The organism is Flavobacterium sp. CAN_S2, from assembly GCF_015752255.1.
Taxonomy (GTDB): Bacteria; Bacteroidota; Bacteroidia; order Flavobacteriales; family Flavobacteriaceae; genus Flavobacterium.
Genome location: NZ_JADOVA010000001.1, coordinates 1194297 through 1218850 on the forward strand (window position 1 = coordinate 1194297; position 24554 = coordinate 1218850).

Annotated in this window: 26 protein-coding genes; 4 read left to right on the top strand and 22 right to left on the bottom strand. The window is 34.6% G+C overall.

What is annotated here, in order from left to right; genetic code table 11:
- The first annotated feature begins 121 nt into the window (after window positions 1-121).
- Together IWX80_RS05385 and IWX80_RS05390 are read left to right on the top strand one after the other, a co-directional pair.
- A complete protein-coding gene (locus IWX80_RS05385) occupies window positions 122-1147 on the top strand; it encodes a hypothetical protein (RefSeq protein ID WP_196852473.1) in 1026 nt (341 codons plus the stop codon).
- Between the two features lie 15 nt (window positions 1148-1162).
- Window positions 1163-2011, top strand: coding sequence for a polysaccharide deacetylase family protein (locus IWX80_RS05390; RefSeq protein WP_196852474.1), 849 nt, complete (start codon window positions 1163-1165; stop codon window positions 2009-2011).
- A gap of 210 nt (window positions 2012-2221) precedes the next feature.
- Here the strand turns inward: IWX80_RS05390 and IWX80_RS05395 are convergent, their stop codons facing one another.
- The 22 genes from IWX80_RS05395 to IWX80_RS05500 form a co-directional block, all read right to left on the bottom strand.
- The gene (locus IWX80_RS05395; protein WP_334682220.1) at window positions 2222-3439 is read right to left on the bottom strand and encodes a murein hydrolase activator EnvC family protein; all 1218 of its coding nucleotides are present in this window, start codon (window positions 3437-3439) and stop codon (window positions 2222-2224) included.
- Between the two features lie 59 nt (window positions 3440-3498).
- Window positions 3499-4287: a DUF4292 domain-containing protein gene (locus IWX80_RS05400; RefSeq protein WP_196852476.1), complete on the bottom strand. Its 789-nt coding sequence runs from the start codon at window positions 4285-4287 to the stop codon at window positions 3499-3501.
- A complete protein-coding gene (locus tag IWX80_RS05405) occupies window positions 4284-5633 on the bottom strand; it encodes a tetratricopeptide repeat protein (RefSeq protein WP_196852477.1) in 1350 nt (449 codons plus the stop codon). Before IWX80_RS05405 ends, IWX80_RS05400 begins: the two co-directional genes overlap by 4 nt.
- A 51-nt stretch (window positions 5634-5684) precedes the next feature.
- The gene (locus IWX80_RS05410) at window positions 5685-6695 is read right to left on the bottom strand and encodes a sugar phosphate nucleotidyltransferase (RefSeq protein ID WP_196852478.1); all 1011 of its coding nucleotides are present in this window, start codon (window positions 6693-6695) and stop codon (window positions 5685-5687) included.
- Window positions 6696-6781: 86 nt separating this feature from the next.
- Window positions 6782-7216 (bottom strand): dUTP diphosphatase, encoded by a 435-nt coding sequence (gene dut, locus IWX80_RS05415; protein ID WP_196852479.1) that lies wholly within the window; start codon window positions 7214-7216, stop codon window positions 6782-6784.
- Window positions 7217-7391: 175 nt separating this feature from the next.
- Window positions 7392-8858, bottom strand: a complete 1467-nt coding sequence (locus tag IWX80_RS05420; RefSeq protein WP_196852480.1) for a lipopolysaccharide biosynthesis protein — start codon at window positions 8856-8858, stop codon at window positions 7392-7394.
- A gap of 119 nt (window positions 8859-8977) precedes the next feature.
- A complete protein-coding gene (locus tag IWX80_RS05425) occupies window positions 8978-9439 on the bottom strand; it encodes a hypothetical protein (protein WP_196852481.1) in 462 nt (153 codons plus the stop codon).
- A gap of 10 nt (window positions 9440-9449) precedes the next feature.
- Window positions 9450-9893 carry a GNAT family N-acetyltransferase gene (locus tag IWX80_RS05430; RefSeq protein WP_196852482.1) on the bottom strand — a complete coding sequence of 148 codons (444 nt, stop codon included), beginning with the start codon at window positions 9891-9893 and terminating at the stop codon, window positions 9450-9452.
- A gap of 85 nt (window positions 9894-9978) precedes the next feature.
- Window positions 9979-10839, bottom strand: a complete 861-nt coding sequence (gene atpG, locus IWX80_RS05435; protein WP_121364084.1) for an ATP synthase F1 subunit gamma — start codon at window positions 10837-10839, stop codon at window positions 9979-9981.
- A gap of 83 nt (window positions 10840-10922) precedes the next feature.
- Complete coding sequence (gene atpA, locus IWX80_RS05440) at window positions 10923-12500, bottom strand: F0F1 ATP synthase subunit alpha (RefSeq protein ID WP_113636179.1); 1578 nt, start codon at window positions 12498-12500, stop codon at window positions 10923-10925.
- A gap of 38 nt (window positions 12501-12538) precedes the next feature.
- Window positions 12539-13072, bottom strand: coding sequence for an ATP synthase F1 subunit delta (gene atpH / locus IWX80_RS05445; RefSeq protein ID WP_196852483.1), 534 nt, complete (start codon window positions 13070-13072; stop codon window positions 12539-12541).
- A 2-nt stretch (window positions 13073-13074) separates the two neighbouring features.
- On the bottom strand, window positions 13075-13566 hold the full coding sequence (locus tag IWX80_RS05450; protein ID WP_091166431.1) for a F0F1 ATP synthase subunit B: 492 nt from the start codon (window positions 13564-13566) through the stop codon (window positions 13075-13077).
- Window positions 13567-13643: 77 nt separating this feature from the next.
- Window positions 13644-13844 carry an ATP synthase F0 subunit C gene (gene atpE, locus IWX80_RS05455; RefSeq protein WP_031453874.1) on the bottom strand — a complete coding sequence of 67 codons (201 nt, stop codon included), beginning with the start codon at window positions 13842-13844 and terminating at the stop codon, window positions 13644-13646.
- A 41-nt stretch (window positions 13845-13885) separates the two neighbouring features.
- On the bottom strand, window positions 13886-15037 hold the full coding sequence (gene atpB, locus IWX80_RS05460; protein WP_196852484.1) for a F0F1 ATP synthase subunit A: 1152 nt from the start codon (window positions 15035-15037) through the stop codon (window positions 13886-13888).
- 131 nt (window positions 15038-15168) lie between these two features.
- The gene (locus tag IWX80_RS05465; protein ID WP_196852485.1) at window positions 15169-15552 is read right to left on the bottom strand and encodes a hypothetical protein; all 384 of its coding nucleotides are present in this window, start codon (window positions 15550-15552) and stop codon (window positions 15169-15171) included.
- Window positions 15549-15785 (bottom strand): AtpZ/AtpI family protein, encoded by a 237-nt coding sequence (locus IWX80_RS05470; RefSeq protein WP_196852486.1) that lies wholly within the window; start codon window positions 15783-15785, stop codon window positions 15549-15551. The genes IWX80_RS05465 and IWX80_RS05470 overlap by 4 nt, the downstream gene beginning before the upstream one ends.
- On the bottom strand, window positions 15763-16161 hold the full coding sequence (locus IWX80_RS05475) for a bactofilin family protein (RefSeq protein ID WP_196852487.1): 399 nt from the start codon (window positions 16159-16161) through the stop codon (window positions 15763-15765). The genes IWX80_RS05470 and IWX80_RS05475 overlap by 23 nt, the downstream gene beginning before the upstream one ends.
- 3 nt (window positions 16162-16164) lie before the next feature.
- The gene (gene porW, locus IWX80_RS05480) at window positions 16165-18792 is read right to left on the bottom strand and encodes a type IX secretion system periplasmic lipoprotein PorW/SprE (protein ID WP_196852488.1); all 2628 of its coding nucleotides are present in this window, start codon (window positions 18790-18792) and stop codon (window positions 16165-16167) included.
- A 316-nt stretch (window positions 18793-19108) separates the two neighbouring features.
- Entirely contained in the window at window positions 19109-19804 is a 696-nt protein-coding gene (locus IWX80_RS05485; RefSeq protein WP_113664739.1) for an ABC transporter ATP-binding protein, read from the bottom strand.
- Between the two features lie 48 nt (window positions 19805-19852).
- A complete protein-coding gene (locus IWX80_RS05490; RefSeq protein WP_196852489.1) occupies window positions 19853-21322 on the bottom strand; it encodes a DUF5687 family protein in 1470 nt (489 codons plus the stop codon).
- Window positions 21323-21484: 162 nt separating this feature from the next.
- Window positions 21485-22165, bottom strand: coding sequence for a hypothetical protein (locus IWX80_RS05495; protein WP_196852490.1), 681 nt, complete (start codon window positions 22163-22165; stop codon window positions 21485-21487).
- A gap of 10 nt (window positions 22166-22175) precedes the next feature.
- Window positions 22176-22517 (bottom strand): PadR family transcriptional regulator, encoded by a 342-nt coding sequence (locus tag IWX80_RS05500; RefSeq protein WP_196852491.1) that lies wholly within the window; start codon window positions 22515-22517, stop codon window positions 22176-22178.
- Window positions 22518-22667: 150 nt separating this feature from the next.
- On the opposite strand from IWX80_RS05500, the gene IWX80_RS05505 reads away from it, so the two are divergent.
- Window positions 22668-23720 carry a 2Fe-2S iron-sulfur cluster-binding protein gene (locus tag IWX80_RS05505; protein ID WP_196852492.1) on the top strand — a complete coding sequence of 351 codons (1053 nt, stop codon included), beginning with the start codon at window positions 22668-22670 and terminating at the stop codon, window positions 23718-23720.
- 177 nt (window positions 23721-23897) lie between these two features.
- Window positions 23898-24527 carry a hypothetical protein gene (locus tag IWX80_RS05510; RefSeq protein WP_196852493.1) on the top strand — a complete coding sequence of 210 codons (630 nt, stop codon included), beginning with the start codon at window positions 23898-23900 and terminating at the stop codon, window positions 24525-24527.
- Window positions 24528-24554 lie beyond the last annotated feature (27 nt).

Here is a 24554-nt window from a genome sequence, read left to right on the forward strand (position 1 = left end):
AGAAGAAATTTGAAACTAGAATCCGTAAATTATGTAATAAATAGGCGTTGAAACACAATTATAAATGATTTCTCGCTTCTAAAATACTTTATCTTTACATTAAAAAAATTAGAATTAATATATGAAAAAATCAGCTATTGCATTACTTGCACTTCCATTACTGCTTATGAGCATTTCCTGTGAAAAAGGAAAAGCGGCAGATGGTGTAACCGCTACAGAAAAATCAGATACTGTAAAAACGGACACGAAAGAAAAAACGCCAACTCTGACAATTGACACTGTTGATTTTAACAAAAGAATGATTGCTTTAAGCAACAATGACACGACCGGAAGATGGCCTGTAAAAGCGCCTTATCCTTTGCCCGGAGCATTATTGCCATACAATCGAATTATTGCGTTTTACGGAAATTTATATTCTACACGAATGGGAATATTGGGTGAAATTCCTAGAAAAGAAATGTTAGCAAAACTCCAAGGCGAAGTAGCTAAATGGCAGGCAGCTGATTCTACTGTAAAAGCAATTCCTGCTTTGCATTACATTGCTGTTACGGCTCAAGGTGCTCCGGGGAAAAACAATATGCACCGCTTGCGAATGCCTTTTAAACAAATTGACACTGTTATCAGTTGGGCAAAACCCATCAATGCATTAGTGTTTTTAGATATTCAGGTAGGTCACAGTACGGTGAAAGCTGAAGTAGCAGAATTAGAAAAATATCTTTCTATGCCTAATGTGCATCTTGGAATTGACCCTGAATTTTCGATGAAAAACGGTGAACGTCCAGGTTCTAAAATTGGGCATTTTACGGCAGCGGATATTAACGACGCGATTGACATATTAGCAAATATTGTACGCAAAAACAAACTGACTCCAAAAGTGTTAGTAATACACCGCTTCACGCAAGGAATGGTAAAAAATTATAAAGAAATCAAAACCGTTCCCGAAGTTCAAATCGTTATGGATATGGATGGTTTTGGAAGTAAAGTATTAAAAAAAGATTCTTACGTAAGTTATATTTATAGAGAACCTGTACAATTTGCCGGTTTTAAATTGTTTTATAAAAATGATAATAAAAACGACTGGAAAATGTACAGTCCGGAAGAATTAGTGAAATTCACACCAAAACCGATTTATATTCAGTACCAATAATTTACCATTGAATTCATGAAAAATATTCTTTATTTAGTTTTCGCTGGACTATTTTTAATGGTAAGCTGTCAGTCAGAACCACGTAAAATAGTTCCGGAAGTTCCGCTTGTTGTTGCTCCAGCAAAAGTTGTAGCACCAAAAAAAGTAGCAGCTGATGCCGCAACCATTCTTTCGAAAAAAGAAGTTCCCATTTTATGTTATCATAATATCAAAGAATTGAAAGCGGGTGATGGTGAAATGACAAAAACATATACGGTTTCACCAGCAAATTTTGCACAGCAAATGAAAGCCTTATCTGATGCTGGTTATCATAGTATTTTACCCCATCAATTGAACGACTACCTCGTATATGATGTACCGTTACCTTCAAATCCAGTAATGATTACCTTTGATGACACCCGGGAAGAACAATTCAGCATTGGCGCAGCCGAGATGAAAAAATACGGTTTCAAAGGCGTGTTTTTCATCATGACTGTTTCTATCAACCGTCCCGGATATATGAGCAAAGAGCAAATCAAAAGCTTGTCTGACGACGGACATGTGGTAGGCGCGCATACTTGGGATCATCATATGGTCACAAAATATGCCGGAGATGACTGGAACACACAATTGATAAAACCAAAAGCAAAACTGGAGGAAATTATTGGAAAACCAGTTACGGATTTTGCGTATCCGTTTGGTTTATGGAATACAGCCGCAATTCCTGAAATTAAGAAAAGCGGTTATGGAATGGCTTATATTTTGGCTACCAAAAGAGATCCTGTAGATCCATTATATACCATTAGGCGTATTATTGTTTCGGGAACTTGGTCTACTGAAGGAATGATGAAATCGATAAATTCTTCTTTCACTAAATCCGAATAGCACATTAAACAGTTTCTAATTTTGATTTTTTATCCAATAGAATCAATGACACGAACTATTAATTAGCGATACAACCGATGAAAAGGTTCGTTTAAAACTTCGATAATTTTAGTTCTAAACAGTTTCTTAACGACAAATTACAGCCATAAAAAAAGCACTATCGTGTTCCAAGGAATATAATAGTGCTTTTTTTTTATAATGTAACTGTTGTTATCGAGGAGACAACCAACCCTCAGGATTGTTATATGTTGTATTTTGAAGGATTAGGAATTTAATGATTGTTTTTCCTGTTTCCCCATTGGTTCTTACTTTCCCCAAACTTTGCTTGATACTTACTTTATCACCTTTGCTAACGCTTACAGAACTTAAATTTTGATATACTGTGAAGTAATCTCCATGCTGTATCATTACGGCTTTATTCACGGGTGATAAAACGATAACACTGGTTACTTCTCCGCCAAAAACAGCTCTGGCACTGGCGCCTTTATCAGTAGTGATTTCCACACCACTATTGTGAACAGTTATGGTATTGAATAATGGATGCGTTTGGTTTCCATATCCTAGTGATACATATCCTTTTTCAACCGGATAAGGCAATCTTCCTCTGTTGGCTCTAAAATTATCTGCAATAATTTTTGATTCAGGCGTCAACTCAATTTTGGACGATGAAACGGCAGCTCTTGAAACAGGCGCACTTGGATTGGCTTTCGCTTTTTCTAGAGCCGCTTTTCTATTGGCCGCAGCAATTGCTTCTCGAATCAATTTATTGATTTGCCTATCAATCGTTCTGTATTCCTGCTGTTTTTTCTTGATTTCCTGGGCTATCTTCTTTTTGTCTTTTTGGATAACGTTTACTAACTTCAATTGCTCCTGCTTCTCTTTTTCGAGTGATAAGCGTTCTTTTTCGTTTTCAGCAATCAGTTTTTGTTTTGCTGTTTTTTGTGTATTCAGTTTTTGATTGAAATCAGTAAGTTTATTGGATTTCGTTTTTATTTCTTCACCCTGCATTTTTCGATAGCTGGTATATTGTTTCATATACTGCGCTCTTTTGTATGCCTGTAAAAAGTTTTCAGATGATAATAGAAACATCGCTCTGCTTTCCGCTGAACGGCTTTTATATGATTTCACAATCATTTCGGCATAATCCTCCTTAAGTTCTGCCAATTCTTTCTTCAATTTATTAATCTGAACTTGATTAATATACATGTCATTACTCAGCAATTTGGTTTGCTTTTCAGTCGTGTTTATCAATTTTTCTTTAAGCTTTATTTTAGTGCTTTGAATAATCACTACGTTGACAGCAGATTTTTCTTTTTTCTTTACAGATTGTAATAACTTTTCATTTTCTCTAATTTCTTTTTGAATTTGAGCTTTACGTTCTTCTAATTTTTCTTGTTGTGATTCCTGACTCCACATTAATGAAGTCATACAGATAAAAATTAGGCTTAGGAGAAATTTTGGCATATCGAAAAAATATTTTTGCTAATTTACTTAATTATAATTCTTTTGTACCCATTTGGAACACTATATGGAAAAGAAAGTTCTTCATTGAAAGTTACTGAGTTGTATTCCAGATTAATTTCGGTGTTTCCTTTCTTCTGAAACGTATTGATCAAAACGCTCGTAGGCAAAATTGCCTCATTATATACTTTGTTGTCAGCGTAAGCCACTTTGATCATTCGCTCCTCGGCAGTTTGCGTGATTTCTTGTTTTTGAACTAAAAATTTATCGGAATCTAAAAAGAATGATTTTTTCGTATTTTTATTCGATGTATCATCCAATCGATACGTTTGTTCCAATAACGTTTCTAGATATTTGCCTTTGGTTAAATCATCAATGGCCTGACCTAACAACATGTTCTGGATTTTATTGTAATCTAAATCCGTTCCCAACCATTGGCTTAAACTACTGAAATCTCCTTCAAAATATTTTCCATTTATCTTTTCGTAATAGCTCACTGTTTTAGGAGTGATTAATGCTTTTGCCATTGTAATTCCCAGAAAACGAATGCTTACCAAAATCTGTTCGTCTTTCTTGATTTTGATTTCAGCGGTAACATTTTGCGTTTGTTTATCATCGGCATAACGGGCGCTTGACTTAATATATAATGTAGAAAATTCGTTTTTATTGTTGTAATGATTTTCTATTATTTTTTTGGCCGACATTTGTTCTGCTGATGCGACTGGTTCATTACCGGCTGCAATAGCAATAGCTTTCGATTTGCAAGAAACCATAAAAACCGTAAGAAGTACTAGTATTGAAATTTTTTTGATCATTTTTTTTCTTTTAATAATTGATTGGCTTTAGCGAAAAACAAGTCTTTTTTCTTGAAATCTCCCAAACCATTATACGCTTCTCCAAGTTGGATATTGAAATTTATTTCCAATTCCTTATTCTCCACTACATAATCCATGCCCATTTCTAAAAAATCCTTCGCTTTTTTAAATTGCTGAAGCTGATTGTTAGCCAAACCAGCATAATAATAAAACTGAGGCTGCGTTGGAAAAGTCTCTACCAGCTCCAGAGCTTTCTTGGCTACGACATCAAATTGTTTCATCTCCGTATGCGCTTGAAGCAAAAGCAAATGCGTCTCAACAACATCGCCTACTGCATTGCTTACCGATTTTTCATAATACATAATGGCTTTTTCCCATTGTTTTTTAGCGTGAAAAAATTTTCCAATTTCTTTCGCAACATCAACAGTTTTGTCATTTTCGAAATAACCAACTGCTTTTTCTAAATCAGGCGAATATTGAGGATTCTTATCGGTAAAAATCAGAAACTCATTAAGAATCCTATGCTTAATTTTCAAATCTATTTTGGCGCTAGCCAAAACAATATTCATTGCTTTTATCGCTTTTGGTGCGTCATTAGCATCTAAATAATTTTTGAATAAACTCACTTGCGCCCACTCCGAATTTGGGATTGCTTTTTCGAGTTTTTTGACGGTTTCAAAAGCTTTTGTTTCTTCATTATTTTTAGAATACAAAAATATCAAACTGATATAATTAGACTCTTCTTGCGGGTTTTTAACAATTAATCCTTCCAGATTCGAAATCTCATTGTTCTGAAACTTCCCTTCGGACAAGATTTGGCTTTTGTATAATTCCCTTCGATCTGTTTTTCCAACAGTTTCATTCAATTCCTGAATCAGCGCCAACGCTTTCTCATACTGATTGGTCCCCATATAAAGTGAGGTCAAATCTTCTTTATATTTTGGATCAAATTCAATCAACTTATTAATAACATTAATTCCCTGAGTGAAATTTTTAGTTTCATAACTCACATCATACATTCCTATCCAAAACCACTTGTTATTAGGATCAATCTTGGTCGCGCTTTCAAAGTAATTATAAGCACTTTTATACTCTTTTAATGCTAAATAATTCTTTCCTAATTCATAATAAACGGCTGCATCATTGGGTTTTAATTTATCGGCTTTGTCCAAAGCTACTATCGCTTTATCATAGTTCTCAATCCCTTTTTGAAGTAAGGATTCATAAAAAAATTCCTGAAACTGATCGGTATCAAGCTTGATTTCTTCGGGCTCCGTTTGCGCCCACAGCAAAGCCGAATTGCATTGCAAAACGAGAAATAAAATTATGAAAGCGCTTTTTTTCATTTCAAATTTAATCCTGCATCATTTTAAAAAGATGCAGGAATTGTATTTTATTTATTCCAATACCGAATAATCTCCGATACTAATGCTGGTAAAATTACCATCGAAACTCGCGTGATTTCCGATCATTGCATTGTCTAAATTCGCATTTTTGATATGGGAATGTGTTTGCACCAAACTATTTTGTATCGTACTATTTGAAACATGACATCCATCGCCTAAAGAAACATTTGGACCAACAGTTGCGTTTGTCAGAACTACATTTTTACCGATATAACAAGGCGGAATAATAGTCGAATTCTCTAATTTGACATCAAAATCCACCAAATGTTCGCCATCATTATGCAAGAAACCTAACATTCTGGAATTCGTTTCCACCGTTACGTTTTTGTTACCGCAATCCATCCATTCATCCACTTTACCGGGAACGAAAGTCATGCCTTTGGCCATCATCTGTTTGATACCGTCATTTATCTGGTATTCACCACCGTGAATAATGTTATTGTCTAATACTAATTGTAATTCGTTTTTCAGCACGGCAACATCTTTAAAATAGTAGATTCCAATCACGGCAAGGTCAGAAACAAAAGTTGCCGGTTTCTCTACTAATTCTACTATTTCATTCGCTTCATTCAGTTTGACAACACCAAAAGCTTCTGGTTCATCTACCTGTTTTACCCAAATCACGCTGTCGGCATTTTTATCTAGATCGAAATCTGCACGAATTAACGTATCTGCATAAGCGATAACGGCTGGTCCGCTCAAAGAATCTTTGGCACACATAATCGCGTGACCAGTTCCTAAAGCTTCGTTTTGATAATAAATAGTTCCTTTGGCGCCTAGTTTTTGTGCGATAGCAATAAGTTCTTCTTCAACTTTTTTACCAAATGTTTCATGAATGATAAAAGCTACTTCTTCGATATCTTGGTTCAAAACACCTGCAATATCCTCTACCAAGCGATGCACGATTGGTTTTCCGGCGATAGGAATTAAAGGTTTAGGAATCGTTAATGTATGTGGGCGAAGGCGTGATCCACGGCCGGCCATTGGGACAATTATTTTCATGTTTTTTTTTATTGAAAGATTAGACGATTGAAAAATTTAAAAATTATCACAAATCTTTAAATTTTTCAATCTTTAAAATATTAAATTTATTTCACTCCAGTACTTCCAAAACCGCCTTCTCCTCTGGAGGTTTCTGTCAATTCCTGAACTTCAATCCACTCCGCACGTTCGTGTTTTGCGATGATTAGTTGGGCAATGCGTTCTCCGTTTTGGATAACGAAATCTTCATTGGATAAATTTACTAAAATAACTCCAATTTCGCCACGATAATCGGCGTCTACTGTTCCCGGAGCATTCAGTACCGTGATTCCGTTTTTGGCGGCTAGTCCGCTTCTTGGACGCACTTGTGCTTCGTAACCTATAGGTAATTCGATGAAAAGACCTGTTTTTACGATAGCTCTTCCCAGTGGTTTTAGTGTTATGGATTCCGATAAGTTGGCTCGTAAGTCCATTCCTGCCGAGGCTATGGTTTCATAGTTAGGCAAGGCATGTTGTGATTTGTTGATGATGTTTATTGTCATTGTTTTTTATTTAAAAAAGGAATACAGGAGGGACAAGTTGTGACTTGTATCAACATATTCTTTTGTACTGTTTTCGAATTTTTAGACCTGATAGCAGTGGAAATCCTTTTCCTTTTTTCTTTAAAAAGGAAAAGATTGCAACGAATAGCAGGAAATAGCTCCTAAAAACCAGGTTCTAATTCTTTTTTCGATTCAACATTTTGATTAATAACTCTTTTTCATTGTGGTATATAAAATACATAAACACTAGTAATAACGTGATTCCTACGTAATAATTCTCTCTGAAACCATAAAATGAAACTGCCGAAAATCCTATTGATATCAATAAATACATGAATATTTTATTGGTATCATACGGAATGGGATAATATTTATTTCCAAAATAATAAGAGATGGACATCATGCTTCCGTACGCCGCAATAGTGGCAATTGCCGACCCATAATAACTCATTGTTGGAATTAATAGGTAATTTAAGGCGAGTGTGATTATGGCTCCCACAATGGAAATATAGGCACCAATATGAGTTTTGTCAATTAGTTTGTACCAAACGGAAAGATTGGTATAAATTCCTAAGAAGAAGTTGGCCAGAATAATCAGCGGCACTACTTTCATGGCTTCCCAATAGGACTCATCCCGAATCATAATAACTTTTAGAATATCCGCAAAAACGATGACGGACAGTAATATAAAAGACCCAAAAATGACAAAATATTTGGTGATTGTAGCATACGTTTGTGGTGCATCCTGACTATCCGAGTGACTGAAAAAGAAAGGTTCAATTCCTAAAGTATATGCCGTACGGTACAAAACCATGAACAACCCAAGCTTGTAACAGGCGGAATACACTCCTACTTCCGCATCGGCAATATCTGGAGGTAATAAATAGCCCAATAAAATTTTGTCGAACTGTTCGTTGATGGCAAATGCGATTCCGGCGACCATTATTGGCATACCGTATTGCATCATCCGTTTCCAAAGAGAATAATCAAAATGCCATTTCAGTTTGAAATAATTGGGGGACAACACTATAAATGTGAGTAAGCTGGCAACAATATTGGACACAAAAATATAGCCAATCTGAAAATCTTCCAGGTATAAAGAGCGTAAAATACTGTCTGGATTCGATTCTGCAATCGCGGGTAAATAACTTAAAAAGAAAAGGTTCAAAAACAGATTAACGGCTACATTTCCTATTTTGATTATCGCATATTTTACCGGTTGCTGATTGACTCTTAATTTAGAGAATGGAACAATCACCAAAGCGTCAAGTACTAAAATCCAAATCGTGTAACTTATGTATTGTTCGTCTATTTTAGCCCAACTCGATATTGTATTTCGGAATAATAAGGCTAGGAATAAGAACGTAATGGAAGTCCAAAAAATTGAAACGGACGTAGTTTCAACTACTGAATTCTTGTTGGTTTCTTTATTGTAAAACCTAAAAAAAGCGGTTTCCATTCCGTAAGAAAGAATGACATTGAAGAAAATCATTCCGGCAAAAATGATTGAAACCTTTCCGTATTCAGCTTTTGGGAGTAAATCTGTGTATAATGGCACCAATAAAAAACTGAACATTCGCGGCACAACCGTTGCTAATCCGTAAATGGCCGTCTGTTTAAAAAGATTTTTATATAATCCCAAAATGGTGTACTTATTAAAATTAAGGAAACAAAAATAACTAATTCTTTGGTTTAAACCGCTGATGTGAAAGTTTGTTTTGAAAGAGAAAAATCAATTACAAAAGCTTTTCTAATGCGCAGTTATCTTAATGGCTTTTCTTGGACATTCAATATTTTATAAAAAAGGGTTTTACTGTCTTTCTTATATTCCAAAATTGCTTCGTTAGACTTTAAATCGAATTTAGATTTTGAAACGACTGGTGCTTTATTGCCATATTCTTTGGCAGGATTTTTATCCATAATCAAATCTTCTTTTTTATTGCTTTGCAAAAAAGTAGATTTAAAGTCTTTTGGTGTAATTTCCTGAACTAGAGATTCTTGATTGTGAAAATAGATTTTTTCCAGTTTTATATTTGCTGACAGCGGATTTTTGAATTCGATATAAAAATTGATTGCGCTGCTTTCCGTACCTTTTTTTATTTTCTGATAAAAAATCGACTGTATTTCTTGAGGGAATTCTGTTTGAAATTCTTGTTTCATAGCACAAAAAGTTAGGCTGATTGCCGTAATCAATAAGAAACTAATTATTTTATATCCTTTCATAATTCTCGATTTAGCTTAATCCTTCTTCGTTTAAAATCTTAAGAAAATGAAATCCTTTAGGAATATAACCCTGGTTATAATAAAACCGATGTGCGGTGAAATTTCCGGTAAAAGCATCTAACACAATCATGGTACAGCCCAGTTCTTTTGCTTTAGCATCAACATAATCCGTCATCATCTTACCAATTCCTTTTTTGCGATGCTCCGGATGCACAATAAAGTTGTCAATTTCCAGATATTTACCAGACCATAATTTGATACCAGACCATAATCCTGAGAGTCCAACACAAACCTCATTTTCAAAAACGGCGATTTGCTTGTAATTATGCGGAATCATTTCCGTAAGATAGGAATCGTATTTTTCTAAAGTGAAATTGGTGTATAAATGTTGCATGACTTCATACTGAGCCAACATTTCTTGTTTTGTGGTGAGTTCTCTAAGTTGTAAATTCATTCTTAATGCTATTGTTTAAAAGTATAAAATTAAAACAAAAAGAGCCACGCTATGCGTGGCTCTCTAAATATTTTGAATTAATAAATTATCCATTCAACGCTTCTGCTCCACCAACAATCTCTAAGATTTCGTTAGTAATAGCAGCCTGACGTGCTTTGTTGTATGTTAATTTCAATTGATTTCTCAATTCCGTTGCATTATCAGTTGCTTTGTGCATGGCAGTCATACGCGCTCCGTGCTCTGAAGCAAATGAATCACGAATTCCTTTATACAATTGTGTTTTCAACGATTTTGGAATCAATGTCAACACGATTTCTTCTTTAGATGGCTCAAAAATATAATCTCCCGGAGTAACCGTAAGATCAGATTTTAAAGATGCTAAAGGCAAAAATTGCTCTGTTTGAACGATTTGTGTAGCTGCATTTTTAAATTGATTGTAAATCAACTCAATTTTATCGTATTCACCGGCAACGAATTTCTCCATTAGTGAATCGGCAATTTTAGCCACATTATCAAAAGTCAAATCATCAAAAACAGTACTTTGATTGTCTACAACCGGTAATGTTTTACTTAAAACATCATTTCCTTTTTTTCCAATAGCAAAAATATCAACTTGTTTCCCTGCGTAAAATTCAGCACGGCTTTTAGCTTCTTTGATTGCATTGGTATTAAAAGCACCTGCTAAACCTCTGTTAGAAGTTACTACAACAAGTAGTACTTTCTTGATTTCGCGTTGTGTTGTAAATTCACCACCAGCGTCACCTTCCAGTGTAGCAGAAAGATTTTGCAATAATTCCGTTAATTTTTCGGCATAAGGGCGCATTGCTGTGATTGCATCTTGTGCTTTCTTTAGCTTTGCTGCAGAAACCATTTTCATTGCCGATGTAATTTGCATCGTAGATGAAACGGAAGTAATTCTATTACGGATTTCCTTTAAATTTGCCATTTTTTTGTAAGTATGAAGAATTAAGTATTAAGCATTAAGTACCCAGAAAATCTTGATACTTAATACTTATCACTTAGTACTTTTTAGTTATATTTTGCTGATAATTCTTTTGCTACAGTTTCGATTACATCTGTAATTTCGTCTGTTAATTTTCCTGCTTTCAACGCATCAAGAGTTGCTCTGTGTTTGTTGTTCAAGAATTCCAAGAAATCTTTCTCAAATTCTCTTACTTTGTTCACAGGAACATTTCTCAATAAATTTTTAGAACCAGCATAGATAATCGCGACTTGATCTTCAACAGTATACGGATCGTTCAAACCTTGTTTCAAGATTTCAACGTTTCTTTTTCCTTTTTCAATTACGTTTAAAGTAACTGCATCTAAATCAGAACCAAATTTAGCAAACGCTTCCAATTCACGGAATTGTGCTTGATCCAGTTTCAAAGTACCTGCTACTTTTTTCATTGATTTAATTTGTGCATTTCCTCCAACACGAGATACCGAGATACCAACGTTAATTGCTGGACGAACACCAGAGTTAAACAAATCTCCATCCAAGAAAATTTGACCATCAGTAATCGAAATTACGTTTGTTGGGATATATGCAGAAACGTCACCAGCTTGAGTTTCAATAATTGGTAAAGCAGTCAATGAACCACCACCTTTTACAATTGATTTCAATGAATCTGGTAAGTCATTCATGTTTTTAGCAATTCCGTCATCAGCAATTACTTTACAAGCACGCTCTAATAAACGGCTGTGTAAGTAAAAAACGTCTCCAGGATATGCTTCACGTCCCGGTGGTCTTCTTAATAAAAGTGAAACCTCACGGTAAGCAACAGCTTGTTTAGATAAATCATCATAAACAATTAAAGCTGGACGACCTGAATCTCTAAAATATTCTCCAATTGCAGCACCTGCGAAAGGAGCATATACTTGCATAGGAGCTGGATCAGATGCGTTTGCAGCAACGATAACAGTATACGCCATTGCACCTTTTTCTTCTAACATTTTAGCAATTCCTGCTACAGTCGAAGCTTTTTGTCCAATAGCTACGTAGATACAAAATACTGGTTTCCCAGCATCGTAAAATTCTTTTTGATTTAAGATAGTATCGATACAAACAGTTGATTTACCTGTTTGACGGTCACCAATAACTAGCTCACGTTGTCCACGACCTACTGGAATCATAGCATCTACTGCTTTAATACCGGTTTGTAATGGCTCAGTAACGGGCTGACGGAAGATAACTCCAGGAGCTTTTCTTTCCAAAGGCATCTCGTATAAATCTCCACCGATTGGTCCTTTTCCATCAATTGGAAAACCAAGTGTGTTTACTACACGACCTACCATTTGTTCTCCTACTTTAAGAGAAGCAATACGTTGTGTTCTTTTTGCAGTTGAACCTTCTTTGATTCCTGTAGATGGTCCTAAAAGTACCACACCTACATTGTCTTCTTCAAGATTCAAAACAATAGCTTCTAATCCATTGTCAAATTCAACTAACTCTCCATATTGAACATTAGAAAGCCCGTAAATACGAGCAATACCATCTCCAACTTGAAGTACGGTTCCTACTTCTTCTAGTGTAGCACCAGATTCAAAACCTTCTACTTGCTTTCTTAATATTGCTGAAATTTCAGCAGGTTTGATTTCCGCCATCTTAATTTATAATTTAAACACTTAAATGTGCAATAAAACTAATTACTTAACTCTCTTTTTAATACTTGTAATCTGTTGGCAACTGAAGCGTTGTATTGCTTATCACCTATTCTCAAAATAAAACCTCCAATAATTGCAGGGTCTACTATATTTTCAATTGTTATCTTCTTATCTGAAAGTGTTGCTATTTTGGCTAAAACTTGTGCTTCTAAAGCTACATCCATAGGAATAGCAGTAGTCACTTGTGCCAACTCAATACCATTTTCTAAGTCAGATAATTTACCATATTCAGTAGCAATTGCACCTAATATTTCGAATCTTTTGTTTTCAAATAACAAATGAAACAACCCTTTAGTTACCCCATTGATACCTGCAAAAACTTCTAACAATGCATTTTCTTTAACCGCAACTTTAATGGTAGGGTTCTGAATAAAAGTACTCAATTCTAAATTCCCATTAATAGTGGTAGCAATAGTTTTCATATCACTGCTTACTGCTTCGGCAACATTTTTTGAGTTTGCTAAGTCCAAAATTGCTTTTGCATAACGAATTGCTGCTCTTGTACTTGCCATAATTAGTTCAATTTAACGTCACCTAACATATTCTCAATCAATTTAGTTTGAGCTTCTTTGTTAGATAATTCATCTTTTAATACTTTTTCAGCAATACTCAATGACAATGATGAAACTTGTGATTTCAATTCAGCCATAGCCGCATTTTTTTCTGCTAAGATAGCTGTTTTAGCTTGCTCAATCATTCTTGCGCCTTCTGCTTGTGCATCAGCTTTAGAATCAGCAATCATTTTTTCTCTCATTTCACGCGCTTCTTTCAATAAAGAGTCACGCTCTAATCTTGCTTCCTGAAGAATACGTTCGTTTTCTGCAGTAAGATTTTGCATTTCTCTACGAGCAGTTTCTGCTGAAGATAACGCTTCATTGATTGAATCTTCTCTACCTTTTACTGCGCCAAGAATTGGTTTCCAAGCGAATTTTCTTAAAAGAATAAAGAAAACTATAAAGATGATCGAGGTCCAAAAAATTAAACTCTCTGGTGCTGTTAAATTCATATTTTTATATTTAAAAAGTTTGTTTTAGAAATAAAAACTCCCTGATACCAACCGTATCAGGAAGTTTTAAGCTTTAATTATTTTGCGATCAACGCAACAACTACTGCGAAAAGTGCAACACCTTCAATAAGTGCAGCAGCAATAATCATAGCAGTCTGGATTTTTCCAGCAGCCTCAGGTTGACGAGCAATAGCGTCCATTGCAGAACCACCAATTTTTCCAATACCTAGACCTGCACCAATAACAGCTAATCCAGCTCCGATTCCAGCTAATACCATAATACTAAATTTAATATAGTTAATAATTAATAAAACACATTTTAATGATGATCATGCTCTGCTACAGCCTGACCAATAAACAATGCTGTCAACAACGTGAAGACATAAGCCTGCAACGCCGCAACCAACATTTCAAGTACACTCATGAACAATACGAAAGCTCCAGAAATAGGCGCCACAGCTACTGTTTTGAATATAAAAATCAATGAGACTAAACTCAAGATGATAATATGTCCTGCAGTAATGTTTGCGAATAAACGAATCATTAATGCAAAAGGTTTTGTCAACATTCCTATAATTTCTACAGGAATCATAATAGGATATAATGCTTTAGGAACTGGAGGCATAAAAATATGTTTCCAATAATCTTTGTTGGCACTGAAAGAGGTTACAATAAAAGTAATCAATGCTAATACAAATGTAAAGAAGATATTTCCGGTAAGGTTTGAACTGAAAGGGAAAAAAGGAATCAATCCAATAAGGTTGTTAATCCAGATAAAGAAAAATATAGTCAATAAATACGGCATGTATTTCGCGTATTTTTTTGTTCCAATATTAGGTATAGCAATTTCATCTCTAACGAATATTACTAACGGCTCTAGAAATCCAGCAATTCCTTTTGGCGCCAATTTATTTTTGTTGTATGAACGTGCAACTGCAAGAAACAAAAAGAACAATACAAGAGCTGACATCAACATCGAAAAAACATTCTTAGTGATTGAAAAATCAAGTGGTCTGGCATCAAATGCGAAAGCACCGTTTTTTCTTTGGTCTTCAGTTAAAGTTTCAAATTTATCCGCGTAAAAAATAACTTCGTTGAAACGAACTAATTTTTGACCGTTCACATCAACAACATGGTGTCCTTCATTATCGTGGTGAAATTTTTCAGAAGAGAAAATTTCCAATCCATTGTTTGTCCACAATATTACAGGAAGATAAAACGTAATAGGATGACCATCATAATCCGCAATGTGAAATTCATGAGAATCACCAATGTGATCATTAATCAATTCCGTGGCATTGAATTCTTTTTCAGCAGAATGACCTGTTTCTCCGTGTGCTTCTGCAACAGGAGCAGCGTTTTCAGTGTGATTTTGAAGACTATCCGCGGTTGGATTTGCGAAAGTAACCAACGGCATACACGCTAGAAAAGTAACTAACAGGAATTGAAGTGATTTTTTTGAAATTACCATTATTAATTGTGTATCTGATTTTACGTTTTTAAAATTTTTTGCAAAGGTACATATTTAATTGAAAATTGAAAATTATAATGATGATTTTAAAAAATGAATTTTACAATCGTATTGCATTATTTTCAAGCAACTTATCTTTTATTTATTAATCGTACCGAAAAAACTGTTTCAAAAAGCAAAAATAGGAAATAAGGGATGAAAAAAGCCGCTATATCCAAATTAGTTTCTCGCCCTTCTGATTGAATCAATGGAATCAAAAAAACAACAGCCGCCATCATTTTCACGAAAGTGGTGCCCAGAAACGCAAAACCGGTGAAATCCGGAAAATTAGCATTTACAAAAAGTAACAATACATATATTAAAAGTGTGGTTACAAACAGGAAAAGATAGATACTCCAAGTAGCATAAAAGAAATCATGATCTTGACTGATTGCCGCTGTGCCATAATATTGTGCAGCAAATAAGAGCAATGTGAAGGGTATTAAATACTTCAGAAACGATAAAACTTTAATCATTCGTTATTTTTATTAATATTTTTAACTTGGCGAATTACGTTATAAAGTGCTATAAAAACAGACAATAACGATAATATAATAGTGTAAAAGGAAGAGGATTCGTCTGAATATTTTTCATCCAGCCACATCCCAAAATAAGTAAATGCGAAAATGACAACTCCCATTTGGAACGGAATCCCCAGAAATACCAACCATTTATTGAAATTGTTTTTATTTGGAGTTTTGTTGTCCATTATTCGAGTTTTGATTTTTAATATTGGTTTTCATCGCACAAGAAGCGGTAAAATCAGCACCAGGTTCCACGGATAATTTCCCTACGGACACTTCGCCATGAATGCTGGCCTTCGCTTTTACATTCAGGACTTCCGTAACTTGAATCTTTCCTTCAAATTTTCCTTCGATGTCTGCATTTTTGCAAACAATATCACCAAAGACACTTCCCGCGGGGCCAATGACAATTTTCCCAGCGGACTGAAAGTTCCCTATTAAATTTCCGTCCAATCTAAAATCAGCTTGCGAAATGATATCGCCTTTTATGGTTGTTCCCTCCACGATTCGATTGGTTTTTCCCAAAAGATCAGTGTAAGATTTTTGTTTTTTATCAAACATATTTTACTCTTTTATTGGTACTAAATACGTTTCAAGATTTTTCTTGATTTGAATCACTTTGTAGTTCTCACCCGAAACCACAATAGCAGATTCGATTGCTTTGTATTTTGCATTTTCTTTCAAAATCAAAGTAATGTCATCCGCATAAACCCGTGACTTTATTCCGTGAATGACAATGAAATTTTCTTTGTCCGTATAAATATCATAGGAATAATATAATTTCTGAAGATTTTCACTTGCAATAAATAATTTGATTTTCTCTTCCAATGCTTTGGTATTTTTATCTTCACGAGAACCTACTCGGTATAGAATTTTCCAATTATTAGAATCTGCTGTTTTCAATTCCATTTTTTCTAAAAATGGAATTTGTTCGGTCAGGATAACTTGTGCATTTTTACCTTCTTCACTGTTTGGATAATTATCCGCCACTACTTGCAATGCATTTTTGTAGCCCGTAAGTCCTTTCAGTTTACCAATAGCATTTGCTTTTAACAACTCAAATTTAGATACAATCTCCTCACCTGAAAACTGATTTATCAAAGCGTCTACATTTTCCAATACACTAACAAATTGTTCTTGTTGAAATGCTTTATACCATTTATTATACACACTTTCCGGCGTTTCGTTTTGAGCAATTCCGTTTGGATTTGTGTTATTAATTATTTGTGCGTAACGAGAATCAGGAAATTGCGTGGAGATCTTATTTTTTAACGCTGTAGCTTTATTTACATCGTTGATTTGATATAATTTATACAAATTATACATCGTTGGAAGCACCAGTTTTTCTTCAGGATTGTTGTTTAATAATTGCTCTAATTTAGCGATAGCCAAATCATTTTCCTTAAATTTTTCCTTGTAAATAATTCCCAATTGGTAATAGGCAAAATTGCGTTCTTTGTTGATGCTGTCTAATTCTATTTGTGCGGTTGGAAGTTGTTTCAAGTAAAAATCAGTCGTGTATTGCTCGACTATTTTATTTGGATTCGCTTCCGCTCCAACAGTTTGTTTATTTACACTCAAAGAATCAACTACTGTTGTATTTGCATTTGCCGATGCAATTCTCCAATTGCCATTTAAGGTCCTTTCCCCCCAATTTTTTTTGAATTCTACTTTTCCAAAAGCAACCGTTGTAGGATTATAAAAATAGAAACTACCCGCTGCTGATTGAGAAACCGCACTAGCAATAGTAGGCGGAGCCATAGGTGATTTTCGAACTGATTTTGTGGCATCTTGACTGGCAACAGGATCTATCGAACTAATCGAATTGTTTCTGTTCATGTTTTCTTGTTTGGCTTTGTTTTTTTCCTCCAAAAGCCTTTTGACCTCATCTTGTTCCTTTAATTTAGTAATGTATTTTTCATAATAAGCCAAACGATCCATAGGATTCATCGCAACCACATTTAAAATACTGTCATTTCGTTTTGCCAATGCTTCGTACAAAATCACCTCGTCGAGATTGCTTCTTATTTTTTGGATTTTTCCAAATTCCCTTGTTTTGGTATTCAGTTTAACTAATGTGCTGTCATAGTATTTTGCCGCAGCTGAATATTCAGCGTTTCTAAAATAGAGATTTCCTAAATTTCTATAATTTGACGCAACTAAATACGTGTCTTTTGAATTGGTTTGTAACGATGCGTTGTAAAGTTCCAATGCTGTTTTCTGATTGTTTTGCTTGTCATGAAACACCGCCATTTGATGAAAAATCAAATCTTTGTACGGACGATTTTCTCGGTCTTGAATTAATTTATTGAATGTTTTTGCAAACGCAACCGTATCGCCAGCCTGATAATCAAACAACTCCGCTTTTTTGGCATGCGCCTGAATTACAAATTTCCTGTCTGCTTTTCGGTTCATGTCAATCACGGATTGATACAAAGCAACGGCACTGTCCTTGTATCCTAATTCTTGATACAATTGTCCCAAAACAAAACGGTATCGGGCTTTTTCCTGATTTACTTTCGTGTATTCGATGGCGAGTTTTATCTTAGAAACGGCGCTGTCCTTTTCTTCTAAATTTAAAAAAGAAGCTGCTAAAAGCGCGTTTGCATCTGCAAAAACTTGTTTTTTTACGTCTTGATCTTCTAATAATTTACTGATGTTTTTGATCACCAAAGCATCATTTCCCAAACGCATGTTGGTTTTCTCTCGCCAAATTTTAGCTTCATAAATTCGGCTGCTGTTTGGGTATTTGTACAGAATATAATTGAATGCATCTAGCGCGGGAACAAATCGTTGGTCGTAATATCTGGCTTTTCCAAGCATCAGATAGGCTTCGTCAATTTGATTGTTTTTTTCTTTTCCGCCAATGTTCATCGAGTGTTTTTGAATGGCTTTGGTGGCTTTAGTTTCTGCCAATTCAAAATCAGTATTTTTAGGTTTTGTTGTGGAACTGAAATCTTCTACGATTTGCATTTTTTCTACCGGCAAAAGTTGCCAAAAATCATCATCGCTGTTAGTGTTTAACGTCTGAACTCCTTTGTCTAAGCCAACTTTACCGTTGTATAAAATATTATATTTGGTACTTAAAGCATGGGAATTCCTAGCCATAAAGGTGTCTCTTTTAGTAGAACACGCTACCAAAAAACCAAAAAACAACAAGAAAGATAACGGTTTAAATATATTGATTTTCAATGGAAAACGTTTTTATCAATTAACTATTAAATATACTTTTTAGTATATGCACTGGTAAAAATACATTTCTTTTTGCTATCGTGAAAATTATGACGTTATATTTGGGTTTTCCTGACGTGCGTAAGGGATGGAAGCGGCATCCCACGCTTTTTAGCGTGGATACAGCGGACAGCCCGACCCGAAGTCTCGGCTTTTGGGACGAGACGGAGGGTTACGCCCAAATAAAACCGCTAATTCACAAATTGAATAAACGCATAGGAGTTTACAATTCGCAAATTAGCGGTAAAAGGTTTTTTTAGGACTGTTTAGTTGAATTTTAAACCGCAAAAAACAGTTCTAATTCCTGTAAAGTCTCTTGAGAAGTTTGAATGTCTTTGACCACTTCGCCTTTGTGAAGCGCGACAATCCTGTCACTTACCTCAACGGTGTGCAGCAAGTCGTGGCTGGAAACCAGTACGGTTACTTCCGGATTATCAGCTAAATCTTTGATGATTTTTTTCAATCGGAATTGTGTGGTTGGGTCTAAATTAGCAAACGGTTCGTCCAGAATAATAACCTCCGGATTCCCGATTAAGGTAGCGATGATACCTACTTTTTTCTGGTTTCCTTTAGATAAATCGCGTAAATATTTCTTGTTTTTAAGAATTTCTCCATTGAAAAATTCTTCGTGTGTGGCCAGTAAAGCATCGACATCGGCTTTGTTTTGTCCGCGTAAATCACCAATGAAATAGAAATATTCTTCGGGTGTTAAGTAGCCAATTAAAAAACTCTCGTCCAAGAAAGAAGCGGTGAAGGGTTTCCAGTTTTCACTGGTGTTTACCTGAATGTCATTGTTGATAATATTTCCCGTTGACGGCTGGATTAAATCCAATAATAGGCTGAAAAAAGTGGTTTTCCCGGCGCCATTATTGCCTACTAATCCAAAGCTTTCGCCTTTTTTTATTTCTAAAGAATCTATTTTTAATACGGTTGTTCCGTTGTATGTTTTCGAAAGGTTGTTTACTTGTATCATTTTTGAAAAAGTTTATTCGGTTATTTGTTGATTTCGTTAATCGCTGGATTATCCTTTTTGTTTGTAAGCCGCAATGGTCGCGTACTTCTCTGATTTATAGATTTTTTCAATCACGGAAAATGCTTTCTCTTTGAATGCAAATCCAATAATTCCTGTACCTGCTACAAGCGCTAAGCCTATATTTGGGTTTCCAAATTTTGAACCTAACCAATACAGTAAAACGGGTAATCCTAATTGCGGTATTGAGATAAGCATCGTTTTTACGTTGAATGCTTTTTTGTCACCAAAAGCGCCTTTTCCGGAACTTAAATCAATTGGTGTTTTAGTATACGCGCCACCTAATAAAACCAGATGAGAATTGACTCCGATATTATAAATCGCACCCACAACAATAGTTAAATAAACATGAACCCCAAAATAGAGATAGAATGACGCAATGGTTGTGGTCACAATTGTAGCAATTACCATAAGCCACCACTTGGAACTTAAATAGCCTTTGTACGGGATGTTTTGCGTCATCATTAACGGATAATAAGCGCTGTCCCAACTCGGTACAAATTGTCCGAAAGTGATAAGGAATCCACCCGAAACGAAAATCCCCGCAAAAATGTGCATTACAGGGTTATTGTAAACTGCAATTGCATTGGTAAAGAAAAGAAAGCCATAAAAAAGAAACATTACGCTCAATCCCACAGTGGTTTTAGATCGTTTGTTTCTTTTGATTAATTTGATATCGTTTTTTAAGAAGGTTCCTATGGTTCCAAATTGGTTCAACCAAGTCAAATCCTCCGTTTTGGCAACATCGTGTTTGTTTGACAATCCCGCATCGAGGTATAAATTCTTTTTGAAATACTGGAAAGTAACATAATATATAGCGATTAATACTAATACTGGAATGGCAAAAGCCCAATACGTATTGAAAATAGCATTAAAAAATGGCGCTGTAATTTCCGTGATATTAAAGAGTCCGTAGTAGTGTAATCCTCCTAGAACAGCTGCTATTGCCAAGAAAATGGCGAATAAATTATCCTTGTTATTCAGTAGAATATTCAGAAAATTGTTGATATATAGCAACGAAAAGATGGCAGTGTACCAAAGCACTACGGAAAGCACATCATAGCCTTCGATAATCAAAACAACACAAAACGGAATCAGGAAAAAGGCATGCACCAAATTAAAGAAGGACAAAACAGTTTTTCCTAGTGAGAAATGTACAATTGTAGATTTTTTAATGGGGAAAATCAACATCGGGCGAATATTCATCACCGGGATTTTTTGCAACAGCAATCGGATGATTAAATCCATCAAAACATAATAAATCATGAATTTATTCACTGTGACTATTGGGTCCAAATTCATTTTCTTCAGAATATAAAAGGCCCCGACTCCTACTGCTAAGAAGATTAAAAGGAAATAAACGGCGACAAAACCCATCAGGATTTTCAAAGCCAAATTAGTTGCGAAGGAAGCCGACCTAAAAAATGCTTTCCATTCGAGATAAAGGAATTTTTGAATCATAGTTTGGTTATTTTGGTTTTGTAATATGTAGTTAAAATAAGAAAACGTTACAAATTTTCTAATTTAAATTCCAGGTAGGTTTGTTTTAAATAGGCTTCTGCTTTAGAAGGGATTAATTTAAAAATGATGAAAAGTGCACAGGTTAATAGTACGAAAACAAGATTACACTAATTTCAACTTTTTTACTATTTTGTAGTGTTCATAAACCATCATTAATTGAAAAAAAGAATAAGTAAAGGGGAAACCTAATAAAAGACAACTAATAAAATTATACAAAAAGGAATTATTAGTATCGAAATGTTTTAGTGGTTCATTGTTGATATTGAACTGAAAAAGGAATAAAAAAACTAGCCAACCTCTGTAAAGAAATAACCTTCCATAAGTTGTTTTTATTTTAGAATTCCATATTAAAAACAAACTTAAAACAGTGGCTAAAACCAATACCAAATACGCTCCTTTTAACCCTAAGTTTAAGCTGTTAAAAGTTTGTTGTGATTGAATATTTGAAACAATAAGAGCTAATACAAAACCAAAAACAATAGCTGACAATAATATATTTACAGTCTGTCTTTTAGAATAAGTAACTAATTTTTCAATTACAGCTCTTGGTGCTTTAAAAAAAGCTCCTAACCAATTACCGCTAGATGAAATTTCAAGCGATTGCTCCCATTTCTCAAAAACTGCTTTAAAAACAATGTCGAATGAAATTTCTTCATTACTCAGTCTCTCCTCAATTTCTGAAGCAATATGATCTAAAACTTCCATTTTCAAATCGTCAAACTTGACCCCTTTTTTAACTAAAGTTTGATTGATGCATTCTATTTGTTCGGTGGTTAATTTCATCTTCAAAAAATTAAAATTCTAATTTTGGACTTGGGTTCACTAAACTCTGCATGTTTCGAATGAAATCTTCGAGTTCTGTAAGTCGGTTTACGGTTTCTTTCTGACCACTTTCCGTGAGTTTGTAATACTTTCGCATGCGGTTATCCACCTTTTCAATTTCTACATCCAGCAAACCTTCGGCTTCCAGTTTGTGTAAAGCCGGATATAAAGCGCCTTCGGTGATGTTGAGTTCTCCTTGCGTAATCGCCTTTACTTTCTGCGTGATTTCATATCCGTACATCTTGCCGTTTTCCTCCAGCAATTTCATGATAATCGTATTCAGACTTCCTTTGTATAATTGTGAGTTTTTCATTTTTTTGTCATTGCGAGGCACAAAGCGATCTCATTTTTAAAAACAAATATACATAAGATTCTTATACATAATAGTTTTAGGTATTAAAATTTTCAAATATTTTGAATTCAAAAAACCTATTCTGTTTACTATATTTGCAAAAAAAATATCATGTCATCCTTTCTGAAATTAATCATAAAAGAAGTAAAACGCGAAACCAAAGACGCTGTTTCCATACTTTTTAACGTACCTGAGGAATTAAAAGCGAATTATACTTTTGTTGCCGGTCAATATATCAATCTAAAATTAACCTTGGACGGTGAAGAAATTCGTCGTGCGTATTCTATATGCTCAGCTCCTGACAGCGGGGAATTGCGCATTGCTGTGAAAGCAGTCGCAAACGGTGCTTTCTCTCAATTTGCTAATACAAAACTCAAAGCGGGAGATGTTCTTGAAGTGGGAAAACCGGAAGGAAAATTCACTTTTGAACCGCAAGCAGACCGTCAAAAAAACTACGCGGCTTTTGCTGCCGGAAGCGGAATCACTCCCGTCATGTCTATCTTAAAATCAGTATTGAAAAACGAACCGAAAAGTTCTTTTGTATTGGTTTACGGGAACAAAACGCCAGAAGAAACCATCTTTCACCAAGAATTACACGATTTGCAATTGCAATATGTAGGACGCTTTTTTGTACATTATGTGTACAGCCAAGCCAAAATAGAACCCGCTTTGTTTGGACGAATTGAAAAATCGACAGTGAATTTTGTTCTGAATAACAAACATAAGGAATTAGAATTTGATAAGTTCTATTTGTGTGGTCCGGAAGAAATGATCAATATTGTTTCCGGAGTTTTGAAGGAACATAATGTAAAAGAATCTAATATTAAATTCGAATTATTTGCTTCTTCAACCAAAGAAAATAAAATAGAAAAATCGTTAGGCGGCCATTCAAAAATCACCATCATGGTGGATGACGAGGAAACGACTTTCGAAATGTCACAAAAACAAACCGTTCTTGATGCCGCTTTAAAACAAGGTATTGATGCTCCTTATTCGTGCCAAGGCGGAATATGCAGCAGTTGTCTGGCTCGCGTTACATCCGGAACTGCCGAAATGACCAAAAATTCTATCCTTACCGATAAAGAAATCGCCGATGGTTTGATTCTTACCTGTCAAGCGCATCCTACCTCTGAAACTATCTATGTAGATTATGATGATGTTTAGGAAATAGTCTAAATGATACCAAAAACTTCTCTGAAAAGGGAAGTTTTTTTGTTTAAATGAGGTTTGGTTTTTAGTATATTAGCAGAATAGTAGTACAATCCTATCCATCCTGTTTCAGGGCAGCTTTACTATGTTATAGAAAAAATTTGTCTTTTATTACCTCAAAAAAAGTTAAAAATGAAAAAATACTATTCAATACTAATCCTAATTTCAATTGTTAATTTTAGTTTTTCGCAAGTACAAAAGAAAGTTTTTTATAATGAAAATCTTGAAGAAATATCAGAATCGAATTTTTATAAGCAGCTAAATTTTCAAAAAAATTTAGATTTACATTTTGAAAATGACACGCTGAAAACATCTTTACTAATTACTCGAAAAAACTATGGACAACTTAATGATAGTATTTTTAATAATTTAAAAAAGTCTCTTTCATCAGATAAAGAATTAAGTAATGATCTTATCGTAATTGTATATTATTCTGGAAAAGATAGATGTAATGGAACAGAAAGTACATCTTTTTGGAATATTTTTGATCATGATTATTTAAAAAAACTTAATAAAATAGGAAGTTACAGTCATTTTTGGATTTATAAAGATGATGAAAACTTACAATATTATCACCCAAAGCAAGTAAAATGGGAAAACGATAAGAATCAATTAGTAGAAAATTTATTTTTTAAATTGCATTATCCTTGTTCTAGCGCTGTAATCATAGATAAAAACGGAAAATACATTTCTTATTATGGAGAGTTCGGAAAAAGTACAATTTGGGAATTGAGCAAAGAACTAATTAATACAAAAATATAAAAGTAGAATAAGTAAAAAACTACTGTC